Below are 24,777 nucleotides of genomic sequence, written 5' to 3'. Positions count from 1 at the left end.
CAGTCGTATAGAGAATTGGCCCCGCCGGGAAATGGGAGGCGGAAATTACTTCAAGGAGCTGCTAATCGAAGTGAACTTGTCGTTCATGGTGGTGCCCAGGCCGTTCACCACGGTAATGATCGCCAGCGCGATGCCGGCTGCGATCAGGCCGTACTCGATTGCGGTTGCACCTGAATCGTCGGTCCAGAACTTCAAAATCATGCGCTTCAAGTCTCGCCTCCTATTCCATTTCAAGCTGTGTGGGTTGCCCAACACCCGCAAATCTACGTGGTACAACCTGCGGTCGGGTTAACCTCGTGAATGCAAGTTATTGGAAAAAATTGGAACAAAAGTTCCAAAAATTGAACCGGACGGAACCCTGAGAATGCAGCCTTCCCCCACCCATCGCGCCAGTTTTTCGATCGGCAGCGAGATCGCCGCCAGGCGCATTGTCGACGTCCTCACCGAAATGTTCTTCGAGGACGATGCGGCGGTCGCCGCCTTCGAGCAGCCGAACGGACAGTGGGATGTCGCGCTGCATTTCGCGAACGCGCCGGACCGGGCCTGGCTGCGCGAACTCGTTGCAACCTCAGCAGGAAATGAGATCGCGGACACGCTGGCCTTCGACACCGTCGAAGCCAGGGACTGGGTCAAGTCGAGCCTGGAAGATCTCGTCCCGGTGCCGGCCGGGCGCTTCGTCGTCCACGGCAGCCATGACCGCGACCGCGTGGCGCCAAACAAGCTCGCCATCGAGATCGAGGCGGCTCTCGCCTTCGGCACCGGCCATCACGGCACCACACGCGGCTGTTTACTCCTGCTTGACCATGTCCTGAAAAGCACCCGGCCCGGCCGCGTGCTCGACCTCGGCACCGGGACCGGCGTGCTGGGGATCGCGGCGGCGAAGGCGCTGCATCGCGCGGTGCTGGCCTCCGACATCGACCCGGCCTCGGTCAAGGTGGCAGCCGAGAACGCCTTGTTGAACGAAGTCGGTCACCATGTGCGAGTGATCCGCGCCACCGGATTCGCGGCGGCCGACTTCGGCAGATGCGGCCCGTTCGACCTGGTGCTGGCCAACATCCTGGCCAATCCGTTACGGCAATTGGCGGGCCCGTTGACGCGGCACCTCGCGACCGGAGGGCGCGTCATCCTCTCCGGCCTGTTGACGCCCCAAGTCCCCGCCGTGATCGCCGCCTACCGCGCGCGCGGCCTCGTGCCTCTGAAGCACTTGCGGATGGAGGGGTGGAGCAGCTTGTTGCTGCGGAAGATGGGGTGAGTACGGGTGCTGCTGTAGATGCCGCTACTTTGCCGCCTTCTCGTCCGGGCGCATCGCGCGCTCGGCCCGCGAGGCGCGCCTCGCGCGGCGTTCGGCGAAACGGTCGATCATCTGGTTGATGAGGCCGCGCGGTTTCTTCGGTGTTGCCGCAGCCGGGGCGCGGCGCACCGGCGGCGTAATCTTCTCAAACGTGAACGCTGGCATCGAGTGTCCCCTCGTCATTGAGATGAACAACTTGCTCGAATTTCCCTGTTATCCGGACGAAGCGCAACTGCCGCATCCTGTACTCCACTCAATTCGAATGGAACTTGTTCAAGCACAGTCCATGCCAGATACGACCTCAAATGCGTCTACATTGCGGACTGATCCGCATGATCATAAAGTGATCCACCATGTTCGAAGCGCACTTCCAGACATTCGAGGAGCCCGAGGCGGGCGTCGCATTGACGGCCCGGTTGGCCGCACTCCGTGAAGAACTCGCCCGCCGCAAGCTGACCGGTTTCGTGATTCCACGCGCCGACCAGCAGCAGAATGAGTATGTGCCGCCGTCGGAAGAGCGTCTGGCCTGGCTGACCGGTTTTACCGGCTCGGCGGGACTGGCGGTGGTGCTGACGCACGAGGCCGCGGTGTTCGTCGATGGCCGCTACACGATCCAGGCGGCCAAGCAGGTCGATTCAAGGGCCTGGGCCGTGGAATCTCTGATCGATCCCCCGCCGGAAAGCTGGATGTCGGCACACCTGAAGGCCGGCGACCGCCTAGGATTTGATCCGTGGCTGCACACTTTTGCGGCAGCCGAGCGTTTGTCCGCCGCCTGCACCAAGGCCGGTGCCGAGCTGGTCGCCGTCGACAGCAATCCGGTCGATGCGATCTGGCAAGACCGGCCACAGCCGCCGATTGCGCCGGTCACGGTGCACGGGACGCAACATGCCGGCGTGACTGAAGCCGAGAAGCTGACACAGATCAGGAGCGAGATCGGCAAGCTCGGCGTCGATGCGTTGGTGCTGTCCGACAGCCATGCTGTGGCCTGGACCTTCAACATCCGCGGCGCCGACGTCGCGCATACGCCGCTGCCGCTGTCCTACGCGCTGGTGCCGAAGGACGGCCGTCCCACCATCTTCATCGATCACCGCAAGCTCTCCAATCTGACCCGCGACCATCTCGAGCAGTCCGCCGACGTGCGCGAGCCCGATGCGATGGCGCCGACGCTGATGGCGCTCGCCAAGAGCGGTGGATCGATCGCGCTCGACAATGCGACCGCGGCCGATGCCCTCAGCCGGCTGATCACGGGTGCCGGTGGCAAGCCGGTGCGCGGCAGCGATCCGATCGCGCTGCTCAAGGCGGTCAAGAACACGACCGAGATCAAGGGCACGCAAACCGCGCACCGGCGCGACGCCGTGGCGTTGGCGCGCTTCCTCGCCTTCATCGACCGCGAGGCGGCAAGCGGCAAGCTCACCGAGATCGACGCGGTCGAGGCGCTGGAGACGTTCCGCCGCGATACCGGCGCGCTCAAGGATGTGTCGTTCCCGACCATATCGGGCACCGGCCCGAATGGCGCCATCGTGCACTACCGCGTCACCCGCAAGAGCAACCGGCGGATCGTGCCCGGCGATCTGCTGCTGATCGATTCAGGTGCACAATACGAAGACGGCACCACCGACGTCACCCGCACCATGGCCGTGGGCGAGCCGACCGATGAGATGCGCGACCGCTTCACGCGTGTGCTGCGCGGCCACATCGCAATCGCCCGCGCGATCTTTCCCGACGGCGCGACCGGCGCGCAACTCGACACACTGGCACGGCAATATCTCTGGGCCGCCGGCGTCGATTTCGAGCATGGCACCGGCCACGGCGTCGGCAGCTATCTCTCGGTGCACGAAGGACCGGCACGGATATCGAAGCTCGGCACCACGCCGCTGAAGCGAGGCATGATCCTGTCCAACGAGCCCGGCTACTACAAGACCGAGGGTTTCGGCATCCGCATCGAGAACCTGGAACTGGTGGTCGCTGCCGACATCAAGGGCGCGGAAAAATCGATGAACGCCTTCGAGACGCTGACCCTGGCACCGATCGACCGCCGGCTGATCGATGTCGGCATGCTCAGCAAAGACGAGCTCGACTGGCTCAACGCCTACCACGCGCGCGTCAGGGCCGAGGTGCGGCCGGTCCTGGATGAGACGACGAAGGCGTGGCTGGACCAGGCCACGGCGGAGCTGAAGGCGTAAGCGCGTCGTCGCGACGTCGCATGGCACTACGTGTTTTGTGCAAGGCTGTCTCTCCACCACAGCTGTCATGCTCCGCGAAGGCAGGGCATCCAGTACGCCGCGGCCTCTCGATTCAATCACTGCAGCCTCTGGAATACTGGATTCCCCGCCTCCGCGGGGAATGACACCTGTCACGCGGCACGAGCAACGCGCCCAATTCATCATCATCGCGCCGCCATTATCACCGTCCCGGAATCCGTATAGCCGCATTCCGAAACGCCGATATCCGTCTTGCGCGAGAGCGCTACAGTCAGATTCGAATTTCTATGAGACGGTCAGGCATGCACGGCATGATAAGCAAGCCGCCGGAAACGGCGAAAAACATCGCGACCTCGCGCGTGGTGTTGCTGCTGCTCGTCGTCATGACTGGCATCGCGCCGATCTCGCTTTACATGCTGGTTCCGGCGCTACCGGTGCTGGCGACGACCTTTGGCAGCGACATCTCGGTCGCGCAGATGACGGTGTCGCTGTACATGGTCGGCATCGCGCTGTCGCAACTCATCATGGGCCCGCTGTCGGACCGTTTCGGGCGGCGCCCGGTGCTGCTTGGAGGCCTGGCGCTGATGGTCGTCGCCAGCGTCGCCTGTATCTTCGCGGAAACCCTGCCGCAGCTGATCGCCGCGCGCTTCTTCCAGGCGCTGGGCGGCGCCGCCGGCATGGTGGTGAGCCGCGCCATCATCCGCGACATCTACCAGCGCGATCGCGTCGCCTCGATGATCAGCCTCGTGGTCGCGGCGCTGATGATCGGGCAGATGGTCTCCCCGCTCACCGGCGGCCTGATCGAGACAGCATTCGGCTGGCGCGCGATCTTCTACGCCATCACCGTCGCCGCGATCATCGTCGCCGTCGGCATCGCATTCGCGCTGCCCGAGACGCGCCGAGACCGCGCCGCCGGCAGCGGCTTTCGCGGCGATGTCGGCATCCTGATCCGCAACCGCGCCTTCGTCGGCTACGTGATGTGCCAGGTGCTGGCGTCGCAGATCATCTTCACCTTCGCCGGCGGCGGCCCCTATATCGTGGTGACGCAGATGGGCAGGACCAGCGCCGAATACGGCGCGTGGTTCGCGACGACGGGTTTTGCCTATCTCGTCGGCAATCTGCTCTGCGTGCGCTTTGCGCCGCGGCACTCGCTGGAGAAGTTGATCTGGTTCGGCCTCGCGCTCCAGCTTTGCGGCAGCCTGTTGAACCTGCTGTGGAGTTTCACCGGCTGGAACGAGGCACCCGCCTGGCTGTTCGGCACGCAGATGATCGTGATGGTCGGCAATGCCTTCGTGATGGCGAACTCGGCCGCCGGCGCCATCAGCGTCCGTCCCGAGGCCGCCGGCACCGCATCAGGTGCGATGGGCTTTCTCCAGCAGGGCATCGGCGCGCTGATGTCGCAATTCGGCGCCTATCTCGGCGGCCATTCCGCGACCACGCTGCCGCTCACCGCCGCAGTGCTGGCGATCTCCCTGCTGTGCGCCTGCACGATGATCTTCGTCGTCCCCCGCCGCGAGGTCATGGTGAACGAGACGCTGATCGAGCAGGCGGAAGAGGAAGAGAGCGGGATGATGTGAGGGATGGCACGCCGCGTCCTCCGTCATTGCGAGCGAAGCGAAGCAATCCAGACTGCGACCCGCGGAAAGATTCTGGATTGCTTCGCTTCGCTCGCAATGACGAAAGAAGCCCTCACTCCCCGATCAGCGTCAGCCACTCGTCCTCGGTCAGCACCTTGACGCCATGCTTGTTGGCTTCCGCGAGCTTCGAACCCGCGCCGGGGCCGGCGACGACGAGATCGGTTTTCTTGGACACCGAGCCGGACACTTTTGCGCCTAGCCGCTCAGCGGTGGCCTTGGCCTCGTCGCGCGTCATCTTCTCCAGCGAGCCCGTGAACACCACGGTCTTGCCGGCGACGGCGGAGTTGCTCTTCGGCTTCTCGGCGTCGATGATCTCGACCTCCTTCGTCAGCCGCTCGACGATGCCGCGATTGTGGCTCTCGCCGAAATAATCGGCGATGCTCTTGATCACGGTCTCGCCGATCTGGTCGAGCGCATCCATCTCGGCCATTGCCTCCTCGTCGCCCTTGGCAACCTTGAGGCTGGCGTCGTGGAAGGCGTCCCAGGAGCCGTAGCCGCGTGCCAGCGCCAGCGCCGTGGTCTCGCCGACATGGCGCATGCCAAGCGCGTAGATGAAGCGCTCCAGTGCAATCTTGCGACGGCTCTCGATCGCGCCGAACAAATTGCGCACCGAGGTTGCGCCGTAACCCTCGATGTCCTCCAATTTGAGTTTTGCGTTGCGCTTTTCCAGCGTGAAGATGTCGGCTGGCTCCTTCACAAAACCCTCGTCGAAGAAGTACTGGAGCTGCTTCTCGCCAAGGCCGTCGATGTCGAAGGCGCGCCGCGACACGAACAGCTTCAAATGCTCGATCTTCTGGTAGGGGCAGGCGAACTCACCGGTGCAGCGAGCGCGTGAGCCCTCTTCGCCCGCCGCCGTCTCCTCGCGCGTGACATCGGTGTGCAACGGGCACGGGCACTTCTTCGGAAACTGGAATTCCCTGGCAGCCTTCGGCCGCTTGTCGAGGACGACGTCGACCACCTGCGGGATGACATCGCCGGCACGCTGGATCACGACGGTGTCGCCGATCCTGATGTCGCGGCCCTCGCGCAACACCTCGCCCTTGTTGCCGATACCCTTGATGTAATCCTCGTTGTGCAGCGTGACGTTCTGCACGATCACGCCGCCGACGCCGACCGGTTCGAGCTTGCCCACCGGCGTGAACGAGCCGGTGCGGCCGACCTGGATCTCGATGTCGCGCAACACCGTCGTGGCGCGCTCGGCGGGGAATTTATGGGCGATGCCCCAGCGCGGCGTGCGCGAGACGAAGCCGAGCCGTTCCTGCCAGTCGATGCGGTCGACCTTGTAGACGACGCCGTCGATGTCGTAGTCGAGTTTTGCGCGCTGTTCCTCGATCGCACGATGAAACGCCAGCAGTTCCTCGACGGAGTGACAGAGCTTGGTCAGCGGGTTGGTCCTGAAGCCGCAGCGCTCGAACCAATGGATCATGCCGCTCTGCGTGCCCTCCGGCATCGCGCTCATCTCGCCCCAGGCATAGGCGAAGAAGCCGAGGGGACGCGAGGCGGTGATGGTCGGGTCCTTCTGCCGGAGCGAACCCGCGGCCGAGTTGCGCGGATTGGCGAAGATGGTGCTGCCTTCGGCCTTCTGCCGCTCGTTGAGCGCGAGGAAGGCCTTCTTGGTCATGTAGACCTCGCCGCGCACCTCGCAGATATCGGGGACGTTGCGGCCCTTCAGCTTTTGCGGCACGTCTTCGAGGGTGCGGATATTGGCGGTGACGTCCTCGCCGACCGCGCCGTCGCCGCGGGTCGCGGCGGTGACGAGCTCACCGCCCTCATAGCGCAGCGACATCGAGAGGCCGTCGATCTTCGGCTCGGCCGAGAAATCGATTCTGTCGTCGTCGAGCTTCAGGAACCGCACGATGCGGCCGACGAAGTCGCGCAGACCCTCTTCCGCAAAGGCATTGTCGAGCGACAGCATGGGGACGGCATGCCGCACCTTCTTGAAGCGGCCTGATGGTGCAGCACCGACTTTCTGCGACGGCGAGTCCGCGCTGACGAATTCCGGAAAGCGCTTCTCGATCGCGTTGAAGCGCTGGCGCAGCGCGTCATACTCGGCATCGGTGACGGTGGGCGCGTCGTCCTGGTAGTAGCGCTCGTTGTGCCCCTCGATCTCGAGCGCGAGCCGCATGTGCTCGACCTTGGCCTGCGCTTTGGTGAGGTCGGCGACGTCGCGAAGCGGTGCTGGTTTCGATTTTGCTGCTCTGGCCATGGTGCTTGGATACGATGGAGCGGGCGGGAGGGTAAAGGCGGTTACAGTTTCGTACCCCGGACATAACGTTTAGGGCCCCGGCGCTTGCGCGCGTCCGGGACACGAAATCAAGCCGTCGCCGCCTTGAGCAGACGGTCCGCGGCAGCCCTCGCCTCGGCGGTGATCTCGGCGCCGGCGAGCATCCGCGCGATCTCCTCGCGGCGGTGGTCGGCGGCGAGTGCATTGACGCGGGTGGCGACGCGCTTGCCCTTGTCCAGTGCGTCCTTGGAGATCAGCAGATGCTGGTCGGCACGGGCGGCGACCTGGGGGGCGTGGGTTACGGCCATCACCTGAACCTTGCCGGCGAGTCGCGCCAGCCGTCCGCCGATCGCGTCCGCGACCGCGCCGCCGACACCGGTGTCGATCTCGTCGAACACCAAGGTCGGCGCCGAGCCGCGGTCGGACAGCACCACCTTCAGCGCCAGCAGGAAACGCGACAGCTCGCCGCCGGAGGCGACCTTCATCATCGGCCCCGGCTTGGTGCCCGGGTTGGTCTGCACCCAGAACTCGACGCGGTCGAAGCCTTGCGGGCCTGGAGCGGCCTCGTCGGTCTGGACCTGGGTCATGAACTTGGCGCGTTCGAGCTTGAGCGGCGCGAGCTCGGCATTGACGGCCTTGTTGAGCTTCTCCGCCGATTTCTGCCGCGCCATCGACAGCTTCTTGGCGGCCGCCGCATAGCGCGCATCGGCCTCGATCGCAGCCTGCTCCAGCTTCTTCAGCCGGGAGGCGCCGGCATCGATCAGGACGACGTCGGCGGCGTATTTTGCAGCAAGCGCGGCGAGCCCGTCGACCGGCGTCGAATATTTGCGCGACGCGGCGCGCAACGCGAACAAGCGCTCCTCGATGCGTTCGAGCTCCGAGGGATCAAAATCGGTTGCCGCAAGCGCCGCCTGGAGATGCTGGTCGGCCTCCTCCAGCGCGTTGATCGCGATGTCGATCGCCCTCACCGCGGGTTCGACCAGCGCCGGCGAGTTGACGCCGCGACGCTCCAGCCGGCGCACGGCCGCCGACAGCGAGGCGACCGGCGAATGGTGGCCACCGACCGCCTCCTGCGCCTCGCGCAGGTCGGAGGCGATCTTCTCGCCCTGCATCATGGTCGTGCGCCTCGATGCCAGCGAGGTCTCCTCGCCGTCCTTGGGCGCGAGCTGCTTCAATTCGTCGGAGGCGTGGCGAAGGTAATCGGCTTCGCGTGCGGCGCGCTCCATGCCGGCACGATGCTCCTCCAGCGCGGCGCTGGCGGTGCGGCGGGCGTCCCAGAGCGCCTCGACCGCCGAGACGTCCTTTTCGAGACCGGCGAAGGCGTCGAGCAGGCGGCGGTGGGTGGCGGCATCGACCAGCGCGCGCTCGTCGTGCTGGCCGTGGATCTCGACCAGGGCAGCCCCGACCGCCTTCAGCGTCTGCACGCTGATCGCCTGGTCGTTGATGAAGGCGCGGGTGCGGCCGTCGGCGAGTTGAACCCGGCGGAGAATCATCTCGCCGGTATCGTCCAGCCCGTTCTCCGCGAGGATTTTGGCCGCGGGATGGTTTTTTGGGATATCGAATACGGCAGTGACCTGCCCCTGCTCCGCCCCATGGCGCACGAGGCCGGCATCGCCGCGGCCGCCGAGCGCCAACGCAAAGGCATCGAGCAGGATGGATTTGCCCGCACCGGTCTCGCCGGTCAAAACCGCGAGGCCCGGTGCGAATTCGATATCGAGCCGTTCGATCAGGACGATGTCACGGATCGACAGACGCGCCAGCATGGAACTCTATTTCCTAGCCGAGACCCATTTTCTTGAAGGTCTTGCTAATCCAGGACCCCTGATTCTCGCTCGGTTCGAGACCGCCCGATTTTACAAGATTATAGGCGTCCTTGTACCAGCGACTGTCAGGAAAATTATGCCCGAGCACGGCGGCGGCGGTCTGAGCCTCGCCGACGATCCCGATCGCCATATAGGCCTCGGTCAGGCGGTACAGCGCCTCTTCGACATGGCGGGTGGTCTGGTACTGCGTCACCACGGCCTTGTAGCGGTTGATCGCCGCCGTGTAGTCGCGCTTCTGCGCGTAATAGCGGCCGACGTTCATTTCCTTGCCGGCGAGCTGGTCGCGCGCACCTTCGATCTTGGCCTTGGCTGAGGTCGCATATTCGGAGGTCGGATATTTGCGAACCACCTCCTCCAGCGAGGCGATCGCCTTCTCGGTGCGGGTCTGGTCGCGGCTGATGTCCGGAATCTGGTCGTAATGCGAGGCGGCAATCAGATATTGCGCGTAGGCCGCATCCGGGCTGCCGGGATGCAGCGTGACGTAGCGGGTGGCCGCGCCGATGCAATTGTCATAGTCGCCGCCCTGGTAGGACGCGTAGGCCGACATCAGCAATGATTTGCGGGCCCAGTCGGAATAAGGATGCTGGCGGTCGACCTCTTCGAACTTCTTGTTCGCCGCCTTCATGTCCTTCTTCTCGTTCATGAGGTACAGGCCCTCATTGTAGATCTTGTCGGCGGGCTCCTCGACGAAGGTGTCGTCCTTGGCGGTGAACTTGTCCCACAGCGCGCCGGTGCCGCAGCCGGCCAGCGGCAGCGCGAGCACGAAGAGGGCGACAACCTGAATCAGCCCACGGGCACGAGACGAGACTTCTCGGGACGAGACTTCTCGAGACGGGACTTGGAGATATCCGCGCGTCATACGCTGTGCCGACATGAATATTGCCCTGACGCCCTGTGGTGCGGTGTCCGCCAGCCCATGAACCCCGTCCTGGGCGCGAAATATAGCCGTGGCGCCTGCCGTGCGACCACGCCGGTGTAACCGAAAAACGATCTTCAACCAACCGGATAGGCAGGCATTCCGCCCGGATTAAGGCGAACGCGCCGCAATCCTAGCCGATCATCGTTACCAGGAGTTTCCCGGGGAAAGCCGCCGCCAAACGCCTGCGGCGACGGGTCTCTTCAGGCCCGTCTCTCCTTTAGGAAATGTCCGCTTCAGGAAACGTCTCGCTTCAGGAAACGTCCGGCCCGTAGACCGCGGCGATCCGGCCGCCGACGATGCCGCGACCGGTTTCAGCCACCGGACGCGTGGTACGGCGGGCTGCCTCGCCCTCGACCACCCGCCACGCTGTACGGTCGGCGAGCAGCGCGGTCAGGACGGCGTGGTTGAGCTTGTGGCCGCCACGCACCGAGCGGTAGGCGCCAAGCAGCGGCAGACCAGCCAGCGCGAGGTCGCCAATCACGTCCAGCACCTTGTGGCGGGCGCATTCGTCGGCGTAGCGCAGGCCTTCGGTGTTGAGCAGCCGCTCCTCGTCGAACACGACGGTGTTGTCGAACGAGGCGCCGAGCGCATACCCCGCGCTCCAGAGCCGTGCGACGTCGCACATCAGACCGAAAGTCCGGGCCCGACCGACTTCGCGGCGGAAACGCTCCGGGTTGAGGTCGAAGGCGTAGCTCTGCTGGCCGATGACAGGATTGGTGAAGTCGATCTCGACCTCGGCGCGGAACCCGTCAGCATAGGGCCTGATTTCGCCGAAGGAGTCGCCGATCTTGACCGAGATCGGCTTCAAAACCTGGATGAAGCGGCGCTGTGCCGGCTGGGTCACGATGCCGGCCTGGTCGATCGCCGCAACGAAGGCTGCCGCGCTGCCGTCCATGATCGGCACTTCCGGCCCGTCGATCTCGATGATGGCGTTGTCGACGCCCATGCCCCGCAGCGCAGCAAGCACATGCTCGGCGGTGGAAACCAGCGGGCCGTTGCGATCTCCGAGGACGGTGGCGAAATCGGTCGCGATCACCTGCTCGGCGGTGGCCTGAACTTCGCGGTCACTTCCCTCAAGCCCGGTGCGGATAAAAACAAAGCCCGCGTCGACAGGCGCGGGTCCAAGCGTGAGCGTGACGGGAAGACCGGAATGAACGCCGACGCCTGCCACACTGGCTTGCGCACGAAGCGTTGTTTGCCGGCTAAATTTCATCAGGAACCGCCCCACTACGACCACTGCGACTTATACTGAACCCGACTGAGCGGCCCAGACCGCTCGCTTCCGAATCCGTATCCCCAAGTCACGGCAAACCATAGTCACTGCCTCAAACAGCGCCAACTCACGCTTTTTTACCGATTGTTACCCCAAACCCGCCGTATTCGTGCCAAGGCTTAACCAAATTGGACCGGAGTTCGGGACCGTTTTCGGTAGTTTTACTGAACCATCGAATATGTAATTAATTATTTAAAATCAGTTGCTTGGCGACGCAATCCGGATACGCACGGGGCAAAAGAAAAGGTCCCGGCAAGCTTCCCGCCGGGACCCCTTTTTGTCTGCCTTATTGTAACAATCCTCAGGTCGCCTGCCGCCGCAGGAAGGCCGGGATATCAAGATGGTCGTCTCCCTGTGGCGCCGGGGCAACAGGCGCGGGACGGCCGTGCATGTCCAAGCCCTGCGGCGCGGGACGACGGGCATACTCCGACACCGGCTCGGTGGAAGCGATTTGCTGCGCCACGGTCTTCTGAGGCCGGCGATCGGGCAGCGGCGGCATCGCGGGACCGGCGGTGCGGGCCGCGATCGGCGCCTCGCTCTCCTCGTCACGACGGCCGAGGCCGACATTGGCGAGGCGCTGCAGCAGCGACAGCCGGGTCTTCTGCGGGGTCTCCTCCTCGACCTCGCCGCGGGCCTGGCGAAGCTCGGCCTGGGCGGGCATCGGAAGTTCCTCGATCCGCGGCATCCGCGGTGTGCGGACCGGCGCACGCTCGGCCTGCGGCGGGATGAAGGTTTCCGGCGTCATCGGCTCATGCATGGCCATCGGCGCCTGCTCGGGCTCGGGGAACAGCGTGGGCTTCTGCGCGATCGGCCGCACTGTGACGTCGCCATAGGTCTGCATCGGCGCGGGAGCCTGCGGGACGTCCGCAACGGCGGCGGCGATGGCGGCAAGCGCAGCGCGCTCCACGTTCGGACGCGGAGCCGTGGGAGCGGCGGCAAACTGGCCCGTTCCTGCGGCCGGGGTCTGCCCTTCGAACTTCTGGGCGCGCTCGGCCATGCGCTGATTGTCGGCGCGCAGCCGTGCGGTCAAATCGGCAAGACGGCTCTCGGCAGCCGCGGCCGGAGCAGCGGGAGCCTGCTGCGCCTGCGGAGCAGGATTCGCCACGGGAGCGCTGGTGGCCTGGCTGTTACGCGCGATCGCGGCCTGCTCGATGCCGGTGGCGACGACCGAGACGCGGATCAGGCCGTCGAGGGCTTCGTCGAAGGTGGCGCCGACGATGATGTTGGCGTCCTGGTCGACTTCCTCGCGGATGCGGGTCGCAGCTTCGTCGACCTCGAACAGCGTGAGATCCTTGCCGCCGGTGATGGAGATCAGGAGGCCCTTGGCGCCCTTCATCGAGCTATCGTCGATCAGCGGGTTGGCGATCGCGGCTTCGGCGGCGGTCAGCGCGCGCTTGTCGCCGGAGGCTTCGCCCGTGCCCATCATCGCCTTGCCCATCTCGCGCATGACGGCGCGAACGTCGGCGAAGTCGAGATTGATCAGGCCTTCCTTGACCATCAGGTCGGTGATGCAGGCAACGCCCGAATAGAGCACCTGGTCGGCCATCGCGAAAGCGTCGGCGAAGGTGGTCTTCTCGTTCGCGACCCGGAACAGGTTCTGGTTCGGGATGATCAGCAGCGTATCGACGACCTTGTGCAGCTCGTTGATGCCCGCTTCCGCGGTGCGCATGCGGCGGCCGCCTTCGAAGTGGAAGGGCTTGGTCACGACGCCCACGGTGAGAATGCCCATCTCGCGCGCGATCTTGGCGATCACGGGAGCCGCACCGGTGCCGGTGCCGCCGCCCATGCCGGCGGTGACGAACACCATGTTGGCGCCCGAGAGATGGTCGCGGAGTTCGTCCATCACTTCTTCGGCTGCGGCCGCGCCGACGACCGGCTGCGAACCTGCGCCCAACCCTTGCGTGGCGGCCGTGCCCATCTGCACGATGCGCTGCGCCTTCGACATCGTCAGCGCCTGCGCGTCGGTGTTGGCGACCACGAAGTCGACGCCCTGGAGGCCCGCCGTGATCATGTTGTTGACGGCGTTACCACCGGCGCCGCCGACGCCGAACACGGTGATGCGGGGCTTCAGTTCGTGAATATCAGGAACATTGATGCTGATGGTCATGTTTGCCTCTCGATCACGCGCGCGTGGGTTCGCCCCGGCCGGCGGCCGCGGGAGTTGGTGAAAATCGAATATTGCGGGAAGGAGTCATCAGAAGCCCTCGCGTAGCCATCGTCCGACCTTTCCGAAATACCCGCCGGTCCCCGTCCTGACCTGCTGCCGCGTATGCCGCGGTTCGACATGTTCGTGGTGAACATATTGCGGGTAGACGAGCAGTCCGGCCGGCACCGCAAAGGCGGCGTTCTTCGCCTCGTTGGGCAGCCGGCCGAAACCGAGCGGACGTCCGACCCGCACGGGCCGGCCGAGAATCTGCGTTCCGAGCTCGACCAGACCGGTGAGCTGCGAAGCCCCGCCCGAGAGCACGACGCGGCCGTTGGGCTCCGAGGCGAAGGGCGAATCCTTCAGCTTGTCCCGAACCATTTCGAAGACTTCCTCGGCACGATGCTTGACGATGTTGGCGATGGTAGCGCGGGAGACGATCTGCGGCAGATCCTGCTCGTCACCGGCTGTCGGTACAGACATCAGCTCACGCGAGTCCGATCCGCCGGTGATGACGGTCCCGTATAACGTCTTGATTCGCTCGGCATCGGCAATGGTCGCGGAGAGCCCGCGCGCCAGATCCATCGTGATGTGTTGCCCGCCGACCGCAAAACCGGCGGCATGCACGAAGCGACCGCCGGAAAAGACCGCGATCGTGGTGGTGCCCGCGCCCATCTCGACCACGGCAGCGCCGAGATCGGCCTCGTCGTCGGTCAGCACCGACAGGCCGGCCACATAGGGGCTTGCCGCCATGGCTTCGACGTTGATGTGGCAGCGTTCGACCGCCAGCATCAGGTTCCGCGCCACCGTGGCGTCGCAGGTGACGACGTTCATGTCGATGCCGAACTGATGCGCGACCATGCCGCGGGGATCGCGGATGCCCTTGACGCCGTCGAGCGTGTAGCCGACCGGCAGCGCGTGCAGCACGGTGCGGCCTTCGCCGGTGGCGTGGCGCATGCCGGTGGAGGTGACGCGGCTGACATCGGCCGGCGTCACGGCGCCGCCGCGGATGTCGGCCGCAGCTTCGACCAGCTGACCGGAGAGCCGACCGCCGGAGACCGACAGCAGCACGGACTCGACCCGCACCTTGGCCATTTTCTCCGCAAGCCCGACGGCCTGTCGTACCGCCTGCTCGCATTCGCCGAGATCAATCACGGCGCCGGCCTTCATGCCGCGGGACTGGATCTGGCTGTAGCCGATCAGCTCCACCGCATGGGTCCGGTCGCGCAGGGCTTCGCTCGGCGCCGACGGCTTCAGCCGCGCGATCATGCAGGCGATCTTGCTGGTGCCGATGTCGAGGCAGGCGACGAGGCCGCCGCGCTTGTGCGGCATCGGGCGTGTCTTCGGTGTCTGGGTGCGATCAAGACCGGTCATGCAGCGTCCCCGGCCTTTTTCTTCTTCTTGTCCTTGAACAAATCGTCGCGCGCCTTGGCGGCGTCCTCGGACAGCTGCACCACCAACCGATCGGGCAGGCGCAGGTCGACCGCGACGATGTCGCGGGAGAACAGCCTGTCCTCCTTGTCGAGCCTGGACAGCATCGCAAGCGCGTTGCCGACGTCCTGCTCGGGCAGGCGGATGTCGAGGCCGTCCTTGAGCCTGAGGTTCCAGCGCCGCTCCCCGACGAAGATCGCGGCCTTTGTGATCGAATTGACCTGCGGATAGCGCGCCAGCAAAGCGAGGAAATCGCGGGCCTGCGTATCGGCGCCCTTGCCGACCACGAGCGGCAGCGACAGGAACCGGCGAGAGACATAGGGTTCGAGCACGGCGCCGTCGTCGGCGATGACGGAGAGCCGGCCGGCCTCCTGCCACAGCGCGAAAGCCTTGCGCTCGGTGAGCTCGATCATGAGCTGGCCCGGATAGAGCTTCAGCACGGTCGCGTCCGCGATCCAGGGATTGGCCTTGAGCTTGTCGCGCACGGCGTCGGCGTCGAGGAACAGCAGCGAGGATCGGCCGCTGACGCCGCCGATCGCGAGGATCTCGTCCTGGCTGAGCTGCTTGCGGCCGTTGATCACGACGGAGGTGATGCGGAAGCCGGCGGAATTGGCCAGCGCGTTGCGGGTGTCGTTGACCGCCGTGATGAAATCCTGGAGATGGCCGCCCTTGACGATACCGAAGCCGCAGCTTCCGATCAGGAGCAGCACCGTCATGCTGATCCCGACCCGGCGCGGCAGATAGCGCTCGACCAGCGCGACCAACCGCGGCGTCGGCTCGCGCTCGATGATGGCTTTGGCCCGGGCTTTGGTTTTAATCTTTTCGTTGGCCGCAGCACGCGCGCCGTGAACTCGTTCCAGACGCTTGTCCTGCACCCACTCGCGCAGAAGCACGACCGCTCCGATAGCGGCCGCCTTCAGGTCAGCTTGGGGCCTCAGCGATCTGAAAAGCGACCGAGTGAGGCTTCCTGCTCCATCCATTGCACGAGCTCGTCAACAGTTTGCCCGCGACATCGCGCGGGTCCTGGCGAACATGACGTCTCGGACTTGCCGGGCCGGGTGCTGGTCTTCAGCAGAAGAAAACCTCTCCCCTTCAGAGCGTTCGCTGGGAGTGACAACACCCGCAACGGTCCACGCGCCGGCAGCCAAAGCGTCATATGCGCCGCCAGCGTTAACCTTCGGACGTCCTGGTAAACAAAAGGTAAAGTTCGTTAACGACGTGAGCGTTTTGCCCAGGCCTGTGAGGCATTTATGCCGCAATATCCGGCATTTTACCGGTTTTGGGTTCCAAAACCGGCCGTTTCGCCAGTTCGGCCGTTAACCAGTCCTAATTATTTTCGCACACCGGCCACGGCGAGCTCGACCAGGCCGCGCAGGAACTCGACGAACGCGATGCCCTCGGCCTTCAGCGCCTTGGGGTAGAGCGAGGACTTGGTCAGGCCGGGTAGCGTGTTGGTTTCGAGATAGACCAGCCCCTTGTCCGAGACGATGAAGTCCGAACGCGAATAGCCGGTACAGGACATCGCCCGGTGCGCCAGCATCGCCTGCTGCTTCAGTGCGGCGGTGATCTCCGCCGTGAAGCGGCCTGGACAGATCTCCTGGGTCGACTTCAAAAGATATTTCGCCGCGTAGTCGAAACTGCCCTCGCCCGGGATGATCTCGATCGGCGGCAGCGAGATGATCGAGCCATCCGGCCGCTCCAGCACGCCGCAGGTCGCCTCGACGCCGGCGATGTAGGGCTCGATCACGTACTCTTCGTGCTTGGCGGCATTGCGGACGGCGACCAGATCCTGCCTGGCGTTGACGAAGATCAGGCCGTAGCTCGAGCCATCCCTGGCGGGCTTTGCGATCAGCCGGCCGTATTCCGCGAAGGCCTCGTCGATCTGGTCCAGCGCAATGTTGGCCGGCGGCGTCACGCCGCCGAGCGCGGCGAAATGCTTGGCCGCGAACTTGTCGAACGCGAGGTGCGAGGAGGCCGAGCCCGATCCGGTGAACGGCACGCCGCGCGCCTCGCACATCACCTGCAATTCGCCGTTCTCGGCGCGCCCGCCGTGCAGGCCGAGCACCAGCACCCGGTTCTCCGCCCTAGCCTGGTCGAGCGCCTGCTCCAACGGAATGCCTGACGTGCCCGGCTTGAACTCGTCCTCGAACGGGCGGGCATGTTCGAGCAGCTGTCTGGACTGCACGACATGCACCTTGTCCTCAACGTCCCACCACCAGAGATCGGCCTCGGGCAGCGCCTGATGCAGCGCCTGGGCTGAGGCGACCGAAACCAGACGTTCGCGGTTGGAGCCGCCGAAGAGGATGGTGATGCGCATGTTCTCTCGTCGCTTGTCCAGATTAGCCGGGAATTCCGATCCGCTTGATTTCCCAGTGTAGCTCAATTCCGGAATTCGTCTTCACCCGTTCACGAACGGTCTCGCCCAGCGCCTCGATATCGTGCGCGGTGGCATTGCCCGTGTTGATCAGGAAATTGCAGTGCATCTCAGAGACTTCTGCACCGCCGACGCGCAGGCCGCGGCAGCCGGCGGCATCGACCAGCTTCCAGGCGGAATGGCCGGGCGGGTTCTTGAAGGTCGAGCCGCCGGTCTTTTCGCGGATCGGCTGCGCGGTCTCGCGATGGCTCTGCACTTCCGCCATGCGCGCGCGGATTGCGTCGGCATCCCTGATCTCGCCACGGAAACGCGCGGAGGTGAAGATGATGGAGGGATCGACGCCGCTGTTGCGGTAGACGAACTTCATGTCGGCATTGGAGAAGACGTGCTTCTTGCCGTCGCGCCCGACGCCTCGCGCCTCGATCAACACGTCCCTGGTCTCGCCGCCGTTGGCGCCCGCGTTCATGCGCAGCGCGCCGCCGATCGTGCCGGGAATGCCGAAGTAGAATTCGAGCCCCCCGATGTTCGCGCCCGCGGCGACTTCCGCCACGCGCTTGTCGAGCGCTGCTGCGCCTGCGGTGACGGCATCGCCGCTCGCGCTCGCCTCGCCAAAAGCGCGCGGCGCCAGACGAACCACCACGCCCGCAATGCCGCCGTCGCGCACGATCAGGTTGGAGCCGACACCGACGACATAGACGGGAATGTCGCTTGCGAGATGCGCGAGGAAATAAGCGAGATCGTCCTCGTCCGCCGGCGTGAACAACACCTGCGCGGGACCACCGACACGAAACCAGGTGAGCTCGGCGAGCGATTGGTTCGCCAGCAGCCGGCCGCGAAGATCCGGCATCGCGGCTTTGAGGTCGGGTGTGATGTCGGGGAAGCTCACTGCCCTACCCCAGCGCCTTCAACTCATCCGGCAAGGCATACGCCCATTGCGTGATGTTGCCGGCGCCCAGGCACACGACGAGATCGCCCGACTTCGCCACGCCCTTGACGATGCCGGCGAGATCGGACGCCGCCGGCAGCGGGATCACTTCGCGGTGGCCGTGGGCGCGCAGGCCGGCGGCGAAATGGTCGCGGTCGATGCCCTCGATCGGCGTCTCGCCTGCGGCATAGACCTCGGCGACGATCACCGCATCGGCGTCGTTGAAACAGGTGCAGAATTCCTCGAACAGCGACTGCAGGCGGGTATAGCGATGCGGCTGCACGACGGCGACGATCTTGCCGTTGGTGGATTCCCGCGCCGCCTTCAGCACCGCCGCGATCTCGACCGGATGATGGCCGTAATCGTCGATGACGGTAACGCCGTTCCACTCGCCGGTCTTGGTGAAGCGGCGCTTGACGCCGCCGAAGCCGGCGATCCCCTTGCGGATCGCCTCGTCCGAGACGCCGAGCTCGCGCGCGACCGCAATCGCGGCCGTCGCGTTGGAGGCATTGTGGCGCCCCGGCATCGGCAGCATGAGATCGGCAATCTCGTGCACGGCGCCCGTCTTGCGATCGCGGAACGCAACCTTGAACTTCGATCCGCCGCCCGTCGGGGCCAGGTCGACGAAGCGCACATCGGCCTGCGGATTCTCGCCATAGGTGATGATGCGCCGATCCTCGATCTTGCCGACAAGAGTCTGCACCACGGGATGATCGATGCACATCACGGCGAAGCCATAGAACGGCAGGTTCTCGACGAAATGGCGGAACGCGTCCTGCACCGCTTCGAAGGTCTTGAAGTGATCGAGATGCTCGGGATCGACATTGGTGACGATCGCGACCTCGGTCGGCAGCTTCAGGAACGTGCCGTCGCTCTCGTCGGCTTCGACCACCATCCAGTCACCCGCACCGAGACGCGCGTTCGAGCCATAGGCGTTGATGATGCCCCCGTTGATGACGGTGGGATCGAGGCCGCCGGCGTCGAGCAGCGTCGCGACCATCGTGGTTGTGGTGGTCTTGCCGTGCGTGCCGGCGATGGCGACGCAGCTCTTCAGCCGCATCAGTTCGGCCAGCATCTCGGCGCGGCGCACCACCGGGATACGCCGTTCGCGCGCCGCCGTCAGTTCCGGATTGTCACGCTTGATCGCGGTGGAGACCACGACGACCTCGGCACCGTCGACGTTCTCCGCCTTGTGGCCGACCGAGACCTTCGCGCCGTTCTTGCGCAGACGGTCGAGATTGTAATTGTCGGAGGCGTCCGAGCCCTGCACGGAATAGCCGAGATTGAGCAGCACCTCGGCGATGCCGCTCATGCCGATCCCGCCGATCCCGACGAAGTGGATGGGTCCGATCTCGCGCGGCAGTCTCATGGCGTATCCCGCAGTTCCCTCGTCATGCCCGGGCTTGTCCCGGGCATCCACGAATCCTTACCACTTCTTGCAAGACGTGGATGGCCGGGACAAGCCCGGCCATGACGGCAAAAGTAGGAACTCTGGCTGATTTCGCGTCAGATTCCTGCGATTTTGGCCACCAGATCGGCCAGCCGCTCCGCTGCGTCGAGCCGGCCGGCGCCACGGGCGGCCTGCGCCATGGCGGCAAGGCGCGCGGGCTCGGCGGCGAAGGCGGAGATCTCGGCGGCGAGGCGATCGGGGGAAAACTCGGTTTGCGGAATGCGGATCGCACCGTCGATCTTGGCCAGCACGCCGGCATTGGCGAACTGGTCCTGGTCGATCGCGCCCGGCAGCGGCACCAGGATCGAAGGCCGTCCGATCGCGGCGAGTTCGGCCACGGTGCCGGCGCCTGAGCGCGACACCACCAGATGGTTGGAGGCGAGCCGCGCCGGCAGATCGGTGAAAAACGGCGCAAGCTCGGCCTTGATCTTCAGCCTGTCGTAGACCGCACGCACGCGCGCCATGTCCTCGTCGCGCACCTGCTGGGTAAGGACGAGCCGGCTCCACAGCGCGGGCTCGAGGCGCTCGATCGCGCCCGGCACGATGTCGGCCATGATGCGCGCGCCCTGGCTGCCGCCGACGACGAGCAGGCGCAGCGGGCCGTTCATTTCAGGCACAGCATATGGCACGCCAGCCGCCGCGAGGATCGCCGGGCGCATCGGCGTGCCCACTGTCGTGGTCTTGCCCGATAGCGCCGGATCGCGGTCGAGCACGCCGGGTAACGACGTCGCAATGGCGCGGACGCGGCTCGACAGGAACCGGTTGGCGCGGCCGAGCACGGCATTGGCATCGTGGATGATGTCGGGCACGCCGGCGAATTTCGCCGCGACCAGCGGCGGCAGCGTCGGATAGCCGCCGAAGCCGACGACGGCGACCGGCTTCAATCGCTTGATCAGGCTGTAGGCGGACAGCGTGCCGGCCGCCAGCGTCAGGCCGGCATAGGCGAGCTGCAGCGGATTGCGTCCACGCGCAGTCTCGCTCGAGACGACGTCGATCATGTCCTTCGTGAACAGGCCGCTGTAGCGCAGCGCGCGCTCGTCCGTGACGAGGCGGACGCGGATTCCGCGCCGGATCAGCTCGACGCCGAGCGCCTCGGCCGGAAACAGATGGCCGCCGGTGCCGCCCGCGGCGAGAAGAATCAAGGGGGAGGTGTCCATGGTGGGGAGTTTTACAGTGTCTCCCCCGTCATTGCGAGCGAAGCGAAGCAATCCAGACTGCCACCGCGGAGGGATTCTGGATTGCTTCGCTTCGCCCGCAATGACGAAAAACTACGCGTAGCTGCGCATCGCCTCGGCGTGGCCGCTCGCCTCGACTTCGGTGCGCGGACGCAGCCGCGTCAGCGCCAGCATCATGCCGACACCATAGGCCAGCGACACGATCGAGGAGCCGCCATAGGAGATGAAGGGCAGCGTCATGCCCTTGGCGGGGATGAGCTGGAGATTGACCGACATGTTGATCGCGGCCTGCACGCCGAACAGGATCGCAAGACCCGAGGCCGCAAAGCGCGAGAACATGTCCTCGTTGGCATAAGCGCGCGACAGCGTGCGGATGACGACGAAGGCAAACAGGGCCAGCATCGCGAGGCACAGGATAATGCCGAACTCTTCGGCGGCAACCGCGAACACGAAGTCGGTGTGGCTGTCCGGCAGGCTGCGCTTGGCAATGCCTTCGCCCGGTCCGAGCCCGAACCAGCCGCCATTGTAGAAGGCCTCCATGGCGGTATCGACCTGGAAGGTGTCACCAGAGGCCGGATTCATGAAGCGCTTGATGCGGCCGGCGACGTGCGGAACAAAAAGATAGGCGCTGAACAGTCCGGCGGCGCCGAGGCCGGCGAGCCCGAACACCCAGATCATCCGCATGCCCGCGATGAAGAACAACGAGCCCCACACCATCAGGATCAGCATGGTCTGGCCGAAATCCGGCTCCATGACGAGAAGCGAGACCAGCATCAAGAGCAGCGCGAGCGCCATCGAGGTCGCCGGCATCTCCGGCCGCTTGGTCGATTCCGCGAACAGCCAGGCGGCGATGACGACGAACGACGGCTTTGCGATTTCGGAGGCCTGGATGTTGACGCCGAGTAGCGTGATCCAGCGCCGCGAGCCCTTCACCTCAGGACCGATCGCGAGCGTCAGCACGATCAGGACGATGCTGGCCGCGAAGATGATCAGCGCCGAGCGACGGATCGCCCGCGGCGACAGAAAGGACACCCCGAGCAGCACCAGGCCGGACGGCGCCAGGAACATCACGTGGCGGCTGAAGAAATGGAAGGGATCGAGCCCGATGCGAGTCGCAACCGGCGGGCTCGCTGCCAGCGACAGGATCACGCCGGTCAGCATCAGGGCCAGGATGGCTCCCATCAGCGGCTTGTCGACGGTCCACCACCACTCGGAAAAGGGGGTGCGTTCTTCACGGGAGAGCATGGCGGCCGCTTTCGGACAGAGGTCGGTCCATTGGTCGCCGAGGTTGGTTACCGGGAGGTTAAGAAATCGCGGATGATTGGAATTGCCTCACACCACCGGCTTCACACCCGGCAGCGCCTGCACCAGCTCGCGGAACCTGGTGCCGCGAATTTCGAAATTGCGGTACTGGTCGAAGGAGGCGCAGGCGGGTGACAGCAAGACCACCGCGTCGGTGATGCCCGACGCCTCCGCATCGCGTGCGGCTTGCTCGACCGCGACGTCGAGGGTCTGGCTGATCTCGTGCGGCACCTGCGTGCCGAGCGTGCCGGAAAATTCCTGCGCGGCCTCGCCGATCAGATAGGCTTTTCGGATGCGCGGGAAGTAGCCGGTGAGGCCAGTGATTCCGCCGGCCTTCGGCTTGCCGCCCGCGATCCAGAAGATGTCCGAAAAGGACGACAGTGCGTGCGCCGTGGCGTCCGCATTGGTGCCCTTGGAATCGTTGACGAACAGCACGTTGCCGCGGCGGCCGACCTGCTCCATGCGATGCGCAAGGCCGGGAAAGCTGCGCAGGCCGTTCTGAAGCATATCGAGGCCGATGCCCATCGCGAGCGCGGCGGCGGCGGCGCACGCCGCGTTCTGCGCATTGTGCAGGCCACGCAGAGAACCGATGCCGCCGAGCGCCGCGATTTCACTGCGTGCGCCGCCGGAATTGCGCACGATATTGCCATGCTCGACATGGATGCCGCTGGCCAGCGGATTCCTGACCGAGATGCGCACCACATTTTTGCCGGCACGATCGAGCCGATCGGCGATATCGCGGCAAAAACCATCGTCGACGCCGACGATCGCGGTGCCGCCGGCCTGCACGCCGGCAACGAGGCGTTCCTTCACCGCGGCGTAATGCGCGATGGTGCCGTGACGATCGATGTGGTCCTCGCTGACATTGAGCAGAATGCCGACGGAGGGATCGAGCGAGGGCGTGAGGTCGATCTGGTAGGACGACATCTCGATGACGTGGACACGGCCCATGCGCGGCGGCTCCAGCGACAGGATCGCAGTGCCGATATTGCCGCCCATCTGGGTGTCGTAGCCGGCGACTTTGGTCAGATGCGCGATCAAAGCCGTCGTTGTCGACTTGCCATTGGTGCCGGTGATGGCGACGAACGGCGCATCCGGCGCGTGCCGGCGCCGCTCGCGGCAGAACAGCTCGATGTCGCCGATCACCTCGATAGCGGCCTCGCGCGCCTTCAGCACGCTCCAATGCGGCACCGGGTGGGTCAGGGGAACGCCGGGCGCGAGCACCAGCGCGGCGAAATTGGCCCAGGAGACGTTGCGCAAATCAGCCGTGATGAAGCCGGCTTGCGCCGCCTTGGCGACGTTCTCGGCATTGTCGTCGGCGGCGATCACCTCGGCGCCGCCAGCCTTCAACGCGTGACAGGAGGCGAGCCCCGAACCGCCGAGGCCGAACACCGCGACCGTCTTGCCGGCAAAGGACGTGACCGGGATCATCGAGCGCTCACCGCAGCTTCAGCGTCGACAGGCCGGCGAGCGCCAGCATCACCGAGATGATCCAGAAGCGGATCACGATCTGGGGCTCGGTCCAGCCGAGCTGCTCGAAATGGTGATGGATCGGCGCCATCCGGAAGATGCGCTTTCCCGTCATCTTGAACGACACCACCTGCACGATGACGGAGACCGCCTCCAGCACGAACAGGCCGCCGATCACCGCGAGCACGATCTCGTGCTTCACCGCGACCGCGATCGCACCCAGCATGCCGCCGAGCGCTAGCGAGCCGGTGTCGCCCATGAAGATCGAGGCCGGCGGCGCGTTGAACCAGAGGAAGCCGAGGCCCGCGCCCAGCAGCGCGCCGCAGAGCACGGCGAGCTCGCCGGTTCCGGCGACATATTTGATCTGGAGATAATCGGCGAACACCGCGTTGCCGGCGAGATAGGCGATCATCGCAAAGCTCGCAGTCGCGATCATTACGGGCACGATGGCAAGACCGTCGAGACCGTCGGTCAGGTTCACCGCATTGCCGGCGCCGACGATGACGAAGGCGCCGAACCCGACGAAGAACCAGCCGAAATGCAGCACGGTGTCCTTCAGGAAAGGAATCGTCAGCGCGGTCGACGCGGGATCGCGGTTCAGCCGCACCAGCGCGTAGCAGGCAACCAGCGCGATCGCCGCCTCGATCAGCAGGCGAAGCTTGCTGCCGAAGCCGGTCGTGGTCTGCTTGGTCACCTTGAGATAGTCGTCATAGAAGCCGACGAAGCCGAAACCGAGCGTCACCGCCAGCACGATCCAGACGTAAGGGTTGAGCGGATTGGCCCACAGCACCGTGCCCACCGTGAGCCCGGACAGGATCATCAGCCCGCCCATGGTGGGCGTGCCTTTCTTGGCGAGATGCGATTGCGGACCATCGGCCCGGATCGGCTGGCCCTTGCCTTGCCGGATGCGCAGATGGTCGATGATCCAGGGGCCGAACAGGAACACGAACAGCGCGCCGGTGACGACGGCGCCGCCGGTGCGGAAGGTGATGTAGCGGAAGACGTTCAGGAAGGTGCGAACGGCACCGAAGCCCGGAAATGTGTTGGAGAGCTCGATCAGCCAGTAAAACATTCAGACGGTCCTATGGCGCCTTTGCACGCGCCTTGATCTTGGCCTTATCAACCTGTCTCACGCGCAT

At 65.2% G+C, this 24,777-nt stretch carries 19 protein-coding genes; 3 read left to right on the top strand and 16 right to left on the bottom strand.

All coding sequences use genetic code 11. The features are described from left to right. Positions 1–45: 45 nt before the first annotated feature. Positions 46–210: a Flp family type IVb pilin gene (locus tag IVB40_RS06625; RefSeq protein WP_018454254.1), complete on the bottom strand. Its 165-nt coding sequence runs from the start codon at positions 208–210 to the stop codon at positions 46–48. Positions 211–364: 154 nt separating this feature from the next. Between IVB40_RS06625 and IVB40_RS06620 the strand changes: the two genes are divergently transcribed. Continuing rightward, positions 365–1,252, top strand: coding sequence for a 50S ribosomal protein L11 methyltransferase (locus tag IVB40_RS06620; RefSeq protein ID WP_247460561.1), 888 nt, complete (start codon positions 365–367; stop codon positions 1,250–1,252). A 24-nt stretch (positions 1,253–1,276) separates the two neighbouring features. Here the strand turns inward: IVB40_RS06620 and IVB40_RS06615 are convergent, their stop codons facing one another. Continuing rightward, positions 1,277–1,456 (bottom strand): hypothetical protein, encoded by a 180-nt coding sequence (locus tag IVB40_RS06615; RefSeq protein WP_027570714.1) that lies wholly within the window; start codon positions 1,454–1,456, stop codon positions 1,277–1,279. A gap of 188 nt (positions 1,457–1,644) precedes the next feature. Between IVB40_RS06615 and IVB40_RS06610 the strand changes: the two genes are divergently transcribed. Both IVB40_RS06610 and IVB40_RS06605 read left to right on the top strand, forming a co-directional pair. Further along, a complete protein-coding gene (locus IVB40_RS06610; protein WP_247818414.1) occupies positions 1,645–3,474 on the top strand; it encodes an aminopeptidase P family protein in 1,830 nt (609 codons plus the stop codon). 320 nt (positions 3,475–3,794) lie between these two features. Beyond that, positions 3,795–5,069, top strand: a complete 1,275-nt coding sequence (locus IVB40_RS06605; RefSeq protein WP_247818413.1) for a multidrug effflux MFS transporter — start codon at positions 3,795–3,797, stop codon at positions 5,067–5,069. A 112-nt stretch (positions 5,070–5,181) separates the two neighbouring features. Here IVB40_RS06605 and ligA read toward each other — a convergent pair whose 3' ends face one another. From ligA to mraY, 14 genes are all read right to left on the bottom strand, one after another. After that, complete coding sequence (gene ligA / locus IVB40_RS06600) at positions 5,182–7,335, bottom strand: NAD-dependent DNA ligase LigA (RefSeq protein ID WP_247818412.1); 2,154 nt, start codon at positions 7,333–7,335, stop codon at positions 5,182–5,184. 107 nt (positions 7,336–7,442) lie between these two features. Next, positions 7,443–9,116: a DNA repair protein RecN gene (recN, locus tag IVB40_RS06595; RefSeq protein WP_247818411.1), complete on the bottom strand. Its 1,674-nt coding sequence runs from the start codon at positions 9,114–9,116 to the stop codon at positions 7,443–7,445. Between the two features lie 13 nt (positions 9,117–9,129). Beyond that, positions 9,130–10,050: an outer membrane protein assembly factor BamD gene (locus IVB40_RS06590; RefSeq protein WP_027570709.1), complete on the bottom strand. Its 921-nt coding sequence runs from the start codon at positions 10,048–10,050 to the stop codon at positions 9,130–9,132. 295 nt (positions 10,051–10,345) lie between these two features. Then, the gene (gene lpxC / locus IVB40_RS06585; RefSeq protein WP_026232696.1) at positions 10,346–11,308 is read right to left on the bottom strand and encodes a UDP-3-O-acyl-N-acetylglucosamine deacetylase; all 963 of its coding nucleotides are present in this window, start codon (positions 11,306–11,308) and stop codon (positions 10,346–10,348) included. Positions 11,309–11,669: 361 nt separating this feature from the next. Beyond that, the gene (gene ftsZ / locus IVB40_RS06580) at positions 11,670–13,475 is read right to left on the bottom strand and encodes a cell division protein FtsZ (RefSeq protein ID WP_027570708.1); all 1,806 of its coding nucleotides are present in this window, start codon (positions 13,473–13,475) and stop codon (positions 11,670–11,672) included. Positions 13,476–13,562: 87 nt separating this feature from the next. Next, positions 13,563–14,885, bottom strand: coding sequence for a cell division protein FtsA (ftsA, locus tag IVB40_RS06575; protein ID WP_007613530.1), 1,323 nt, complete (start codon positions 14,883–14,885; stop codon positions 13,563–13,565). Continuing rightward, positions 14,882–15,922, bottom strand: a complete 1,041-nt coding sequence (locus IVB40_RS06570) for a cell division protein FtsQ/DivIB (RefSeq protein WP_027570707.1) — start codon at positions 15,920–15,922, stop codon at positions 14,882–14,884. The genes ftsA and IVB40_RS06570 overlap by 4 nt, the downstream gene beginning before the upstream one ends. A 350-nt stretch (positions 15,923–16,272) precedes the next feature. After that, positions 16,273–17,259, bottom strand: a complete 987-nt coding sequence (locus IVB40_RS06565) for a D-alanine--D-alanine ligase (protein WP_247288006.1) — start codon at positions 17,257–17,259, stop codon at positions 16,273–16,275. Positions 17,260–17,281: 22 nt separating this feature from the next. Beyond that, the gene (gene murB / locus IVB40_RS06560; RefSeq protein ID WP_247818410.1) at positions 17,282–18,202 is read right to left on the bottom strand and encodes a UDP-N-acetylmuramate dehydrogenase; all 921 of its coding nucleotides are present in this window, start codon (positions 18,200–18,202) and stop codon (positions 17,282–17,284) included. 4 nt (positions 18,203–18,206) lie between these two features. Next, positions 18,207–19,610, bottom strand: coding sequence for a UDP-N-acetylmuramate--L-alanine ligase (gene murC / locus IVB40_RS06555; RefSeq protein ID WP_247818409.1), 1,404 nt, complete (start codon positions 19,608–19,610; stop codon positions 18,207–18,209). A gap of 137 nt (positions 19,611–19,747) precedes the next feature. Then, positions 19,748–20,848, bottom strand: coding sequence for an undecaprenyldiphospho-muramoylpentapeptide beta-N-acetylglucosaminyltransferase (gene murG / locus IVB40_RS06550; protein ID WP_247818408.1), 1,101 nt, complete (start codon positions 20,846–20,848; stop codon positions 19,748–19,750). A 111-nt stretch (positions 20,849–20,959) separates the two neighbouring features. After that, complete coding sequence (ftsW, locus tag IVB40_RS06545; protein ID WP_027570702.1) at positions 20,960–22,111, bottom strand: putative lipid II flippase FtsW; 1,152 nt, start codon at positions 22,109–22,111, stop codon at positions 20,960–20,962. 87 nt (positions 22,112–22,198) lie between these two features. After that, the gene (murD, locus tag IVB40_RS06540) at positions 22,199–23,599 is read right to left on the bottom strand and encodes a UDP-N-acetylmuramoyl-L-alanine--D-glutamate ligase (protein ID WP_247818407.1); all 1,401 of its coding nucleotides are present in this window, start codon (positions 23,597–23,599) and stop codon (positions 22,199–22,201) included. Between the two features lie 7 nt (positions 23,600–23,606). Further along, a complete protein-coding gene (mraY, locus tag IVB40_RS06535; protein ID WP_027570700.1) occupies positions 23,607–24,710 on the bottom strand; it encodes a phospho-N-acetylmuramoyl-pentapeptide-transferase in 1,104 nt (367 codons plus the stop codon). Positions 24,711–24,777: the final 67 nt, after the last annotated feature.

The organism is Bradyrhizobium sp. 40 (assembly GCF_023100925.1).
In the GTDB taxonomy this organism is placed as follows: domain Bacteria; phylum Pseudomonadota; class Alphaproteobacteria; order Rhizobiales; family Xanthobacteraceae; genus Bradyrhizobium.
Note: the sequence above shows the minus strand (reverse complement) of the source record. Positions and strands in the feature narration are given on the sequence as shown.

Coding starts and splice junctions, on each gene's coding strand:
- IVB40_RS06620 (WP_247460561.1), top strand. CDS start 365: ATGCAGCCTTCCCCCACCCATCGCGCCAGTTTTTCGATCGGCAGCGAG.
- IVB40_RS06615 (WP_027570714.1), bottom strand. CDS start 1,456: ATGCCAGCGTTCACGTTTGAGAAGATTACGCCGCCGGTGCGCCGCGCC.
- IVB40_RS06610 (WP_247818414.1), top strand. CDS start 1,645: ATGTTCGAAGCGCACTTCCAGACATTCGAGGAGCCCGAGGCGGGCGTC.
- IVB40_RS06605 (WP_247818413.1), top strand. CDS start 3,795: ATGCACGGCATGATAAGCAAGCCGCCGGAAACGGCGAAAAACATCGCG.
- ligA (WP_247818412.1), bottom strand. CDS start 7,335: ATGGCCAGAGCAGCAAAATCGAAACCAGCACCGCTTCGCGACGTCGCC.
- recN (WP_247818411.1), bottom strand. CDS start 9,116: ATGCTGGCGCGTCTGTCGATCCGTGACATCGTCCTGATCGAACGGCTC.
- IVB40_RS06590 (WP_027570709.1), bottom strand. CDS start 10,050: ATGTCGGCACAGCGTATGACGCGCGGATATCTCCAAGTCCCGTCTCGA.
- lpxC (WP_026232696.1), bottom strand. CDS start 11,308: ATGAAATTTAGCCGGCAAACAACGCTTCGTGCGCAAGCCAGTGTGGCA.
- ftsZ (WP_027570708.1), bottom strand. CDS start 13,475: ATGACCATCAGCATCAATGTTCCTGATATTCACGAACTGAAGCCCCGC.
- ftsA (WP_007613530.1), bottom strand. CDS start 14,885: ATGACCGGTCTTGATCGCACCCAGACACCGAAGACACGCCCGATGCCG.
- IVB40_RS06570 (WP_027570707.1), bottom strand. CDS start 15,922: ATGGATGGAGCAGGAAGCCTCACTCGGTCGCTTTTCAGATCGCTGAGG.
- IVB40_RS06565 (WP_247288006.1), bottom strand. CDS start 17,259: ATGCGCATCACCATCCTCTTCGGCGGCTCCAACCGCGAACGTCTGGTT.
- murC (WP_247818409.1), bottom strand. CDS start 19,610: ATGAGACTGCCGCGCGAGATCGGACCCATCCACTTCGTCGGGATCGGC.
- murG (WP_247818408.1), bottom strand. CDS start 20,848: ATGGACACCTCCCCCTTGATTCTTCTCGCCGCGGGCGGCACCGGCGGC.
- ftsW (WP_027570702.1), bottom strand. CDS start 22,111: ATGCTCTCCCGTGAAGAACGCACCCCCTTTTCCGAGTGGTGGTGGACC.
- murD (WP_247818407.1), bottom strand. CDS start 23,599: ATGATCCCGGTCACGTCCTTTGCCGGCAAGACGGTCGCGGTGTTCGGC.
- mraY (WP_027570700.1), bottom strand. CDS start 24,710: ATGTTTTACTGGCTGATCGAGCTCTCCAACACATTTCCGGGCTTCGGT.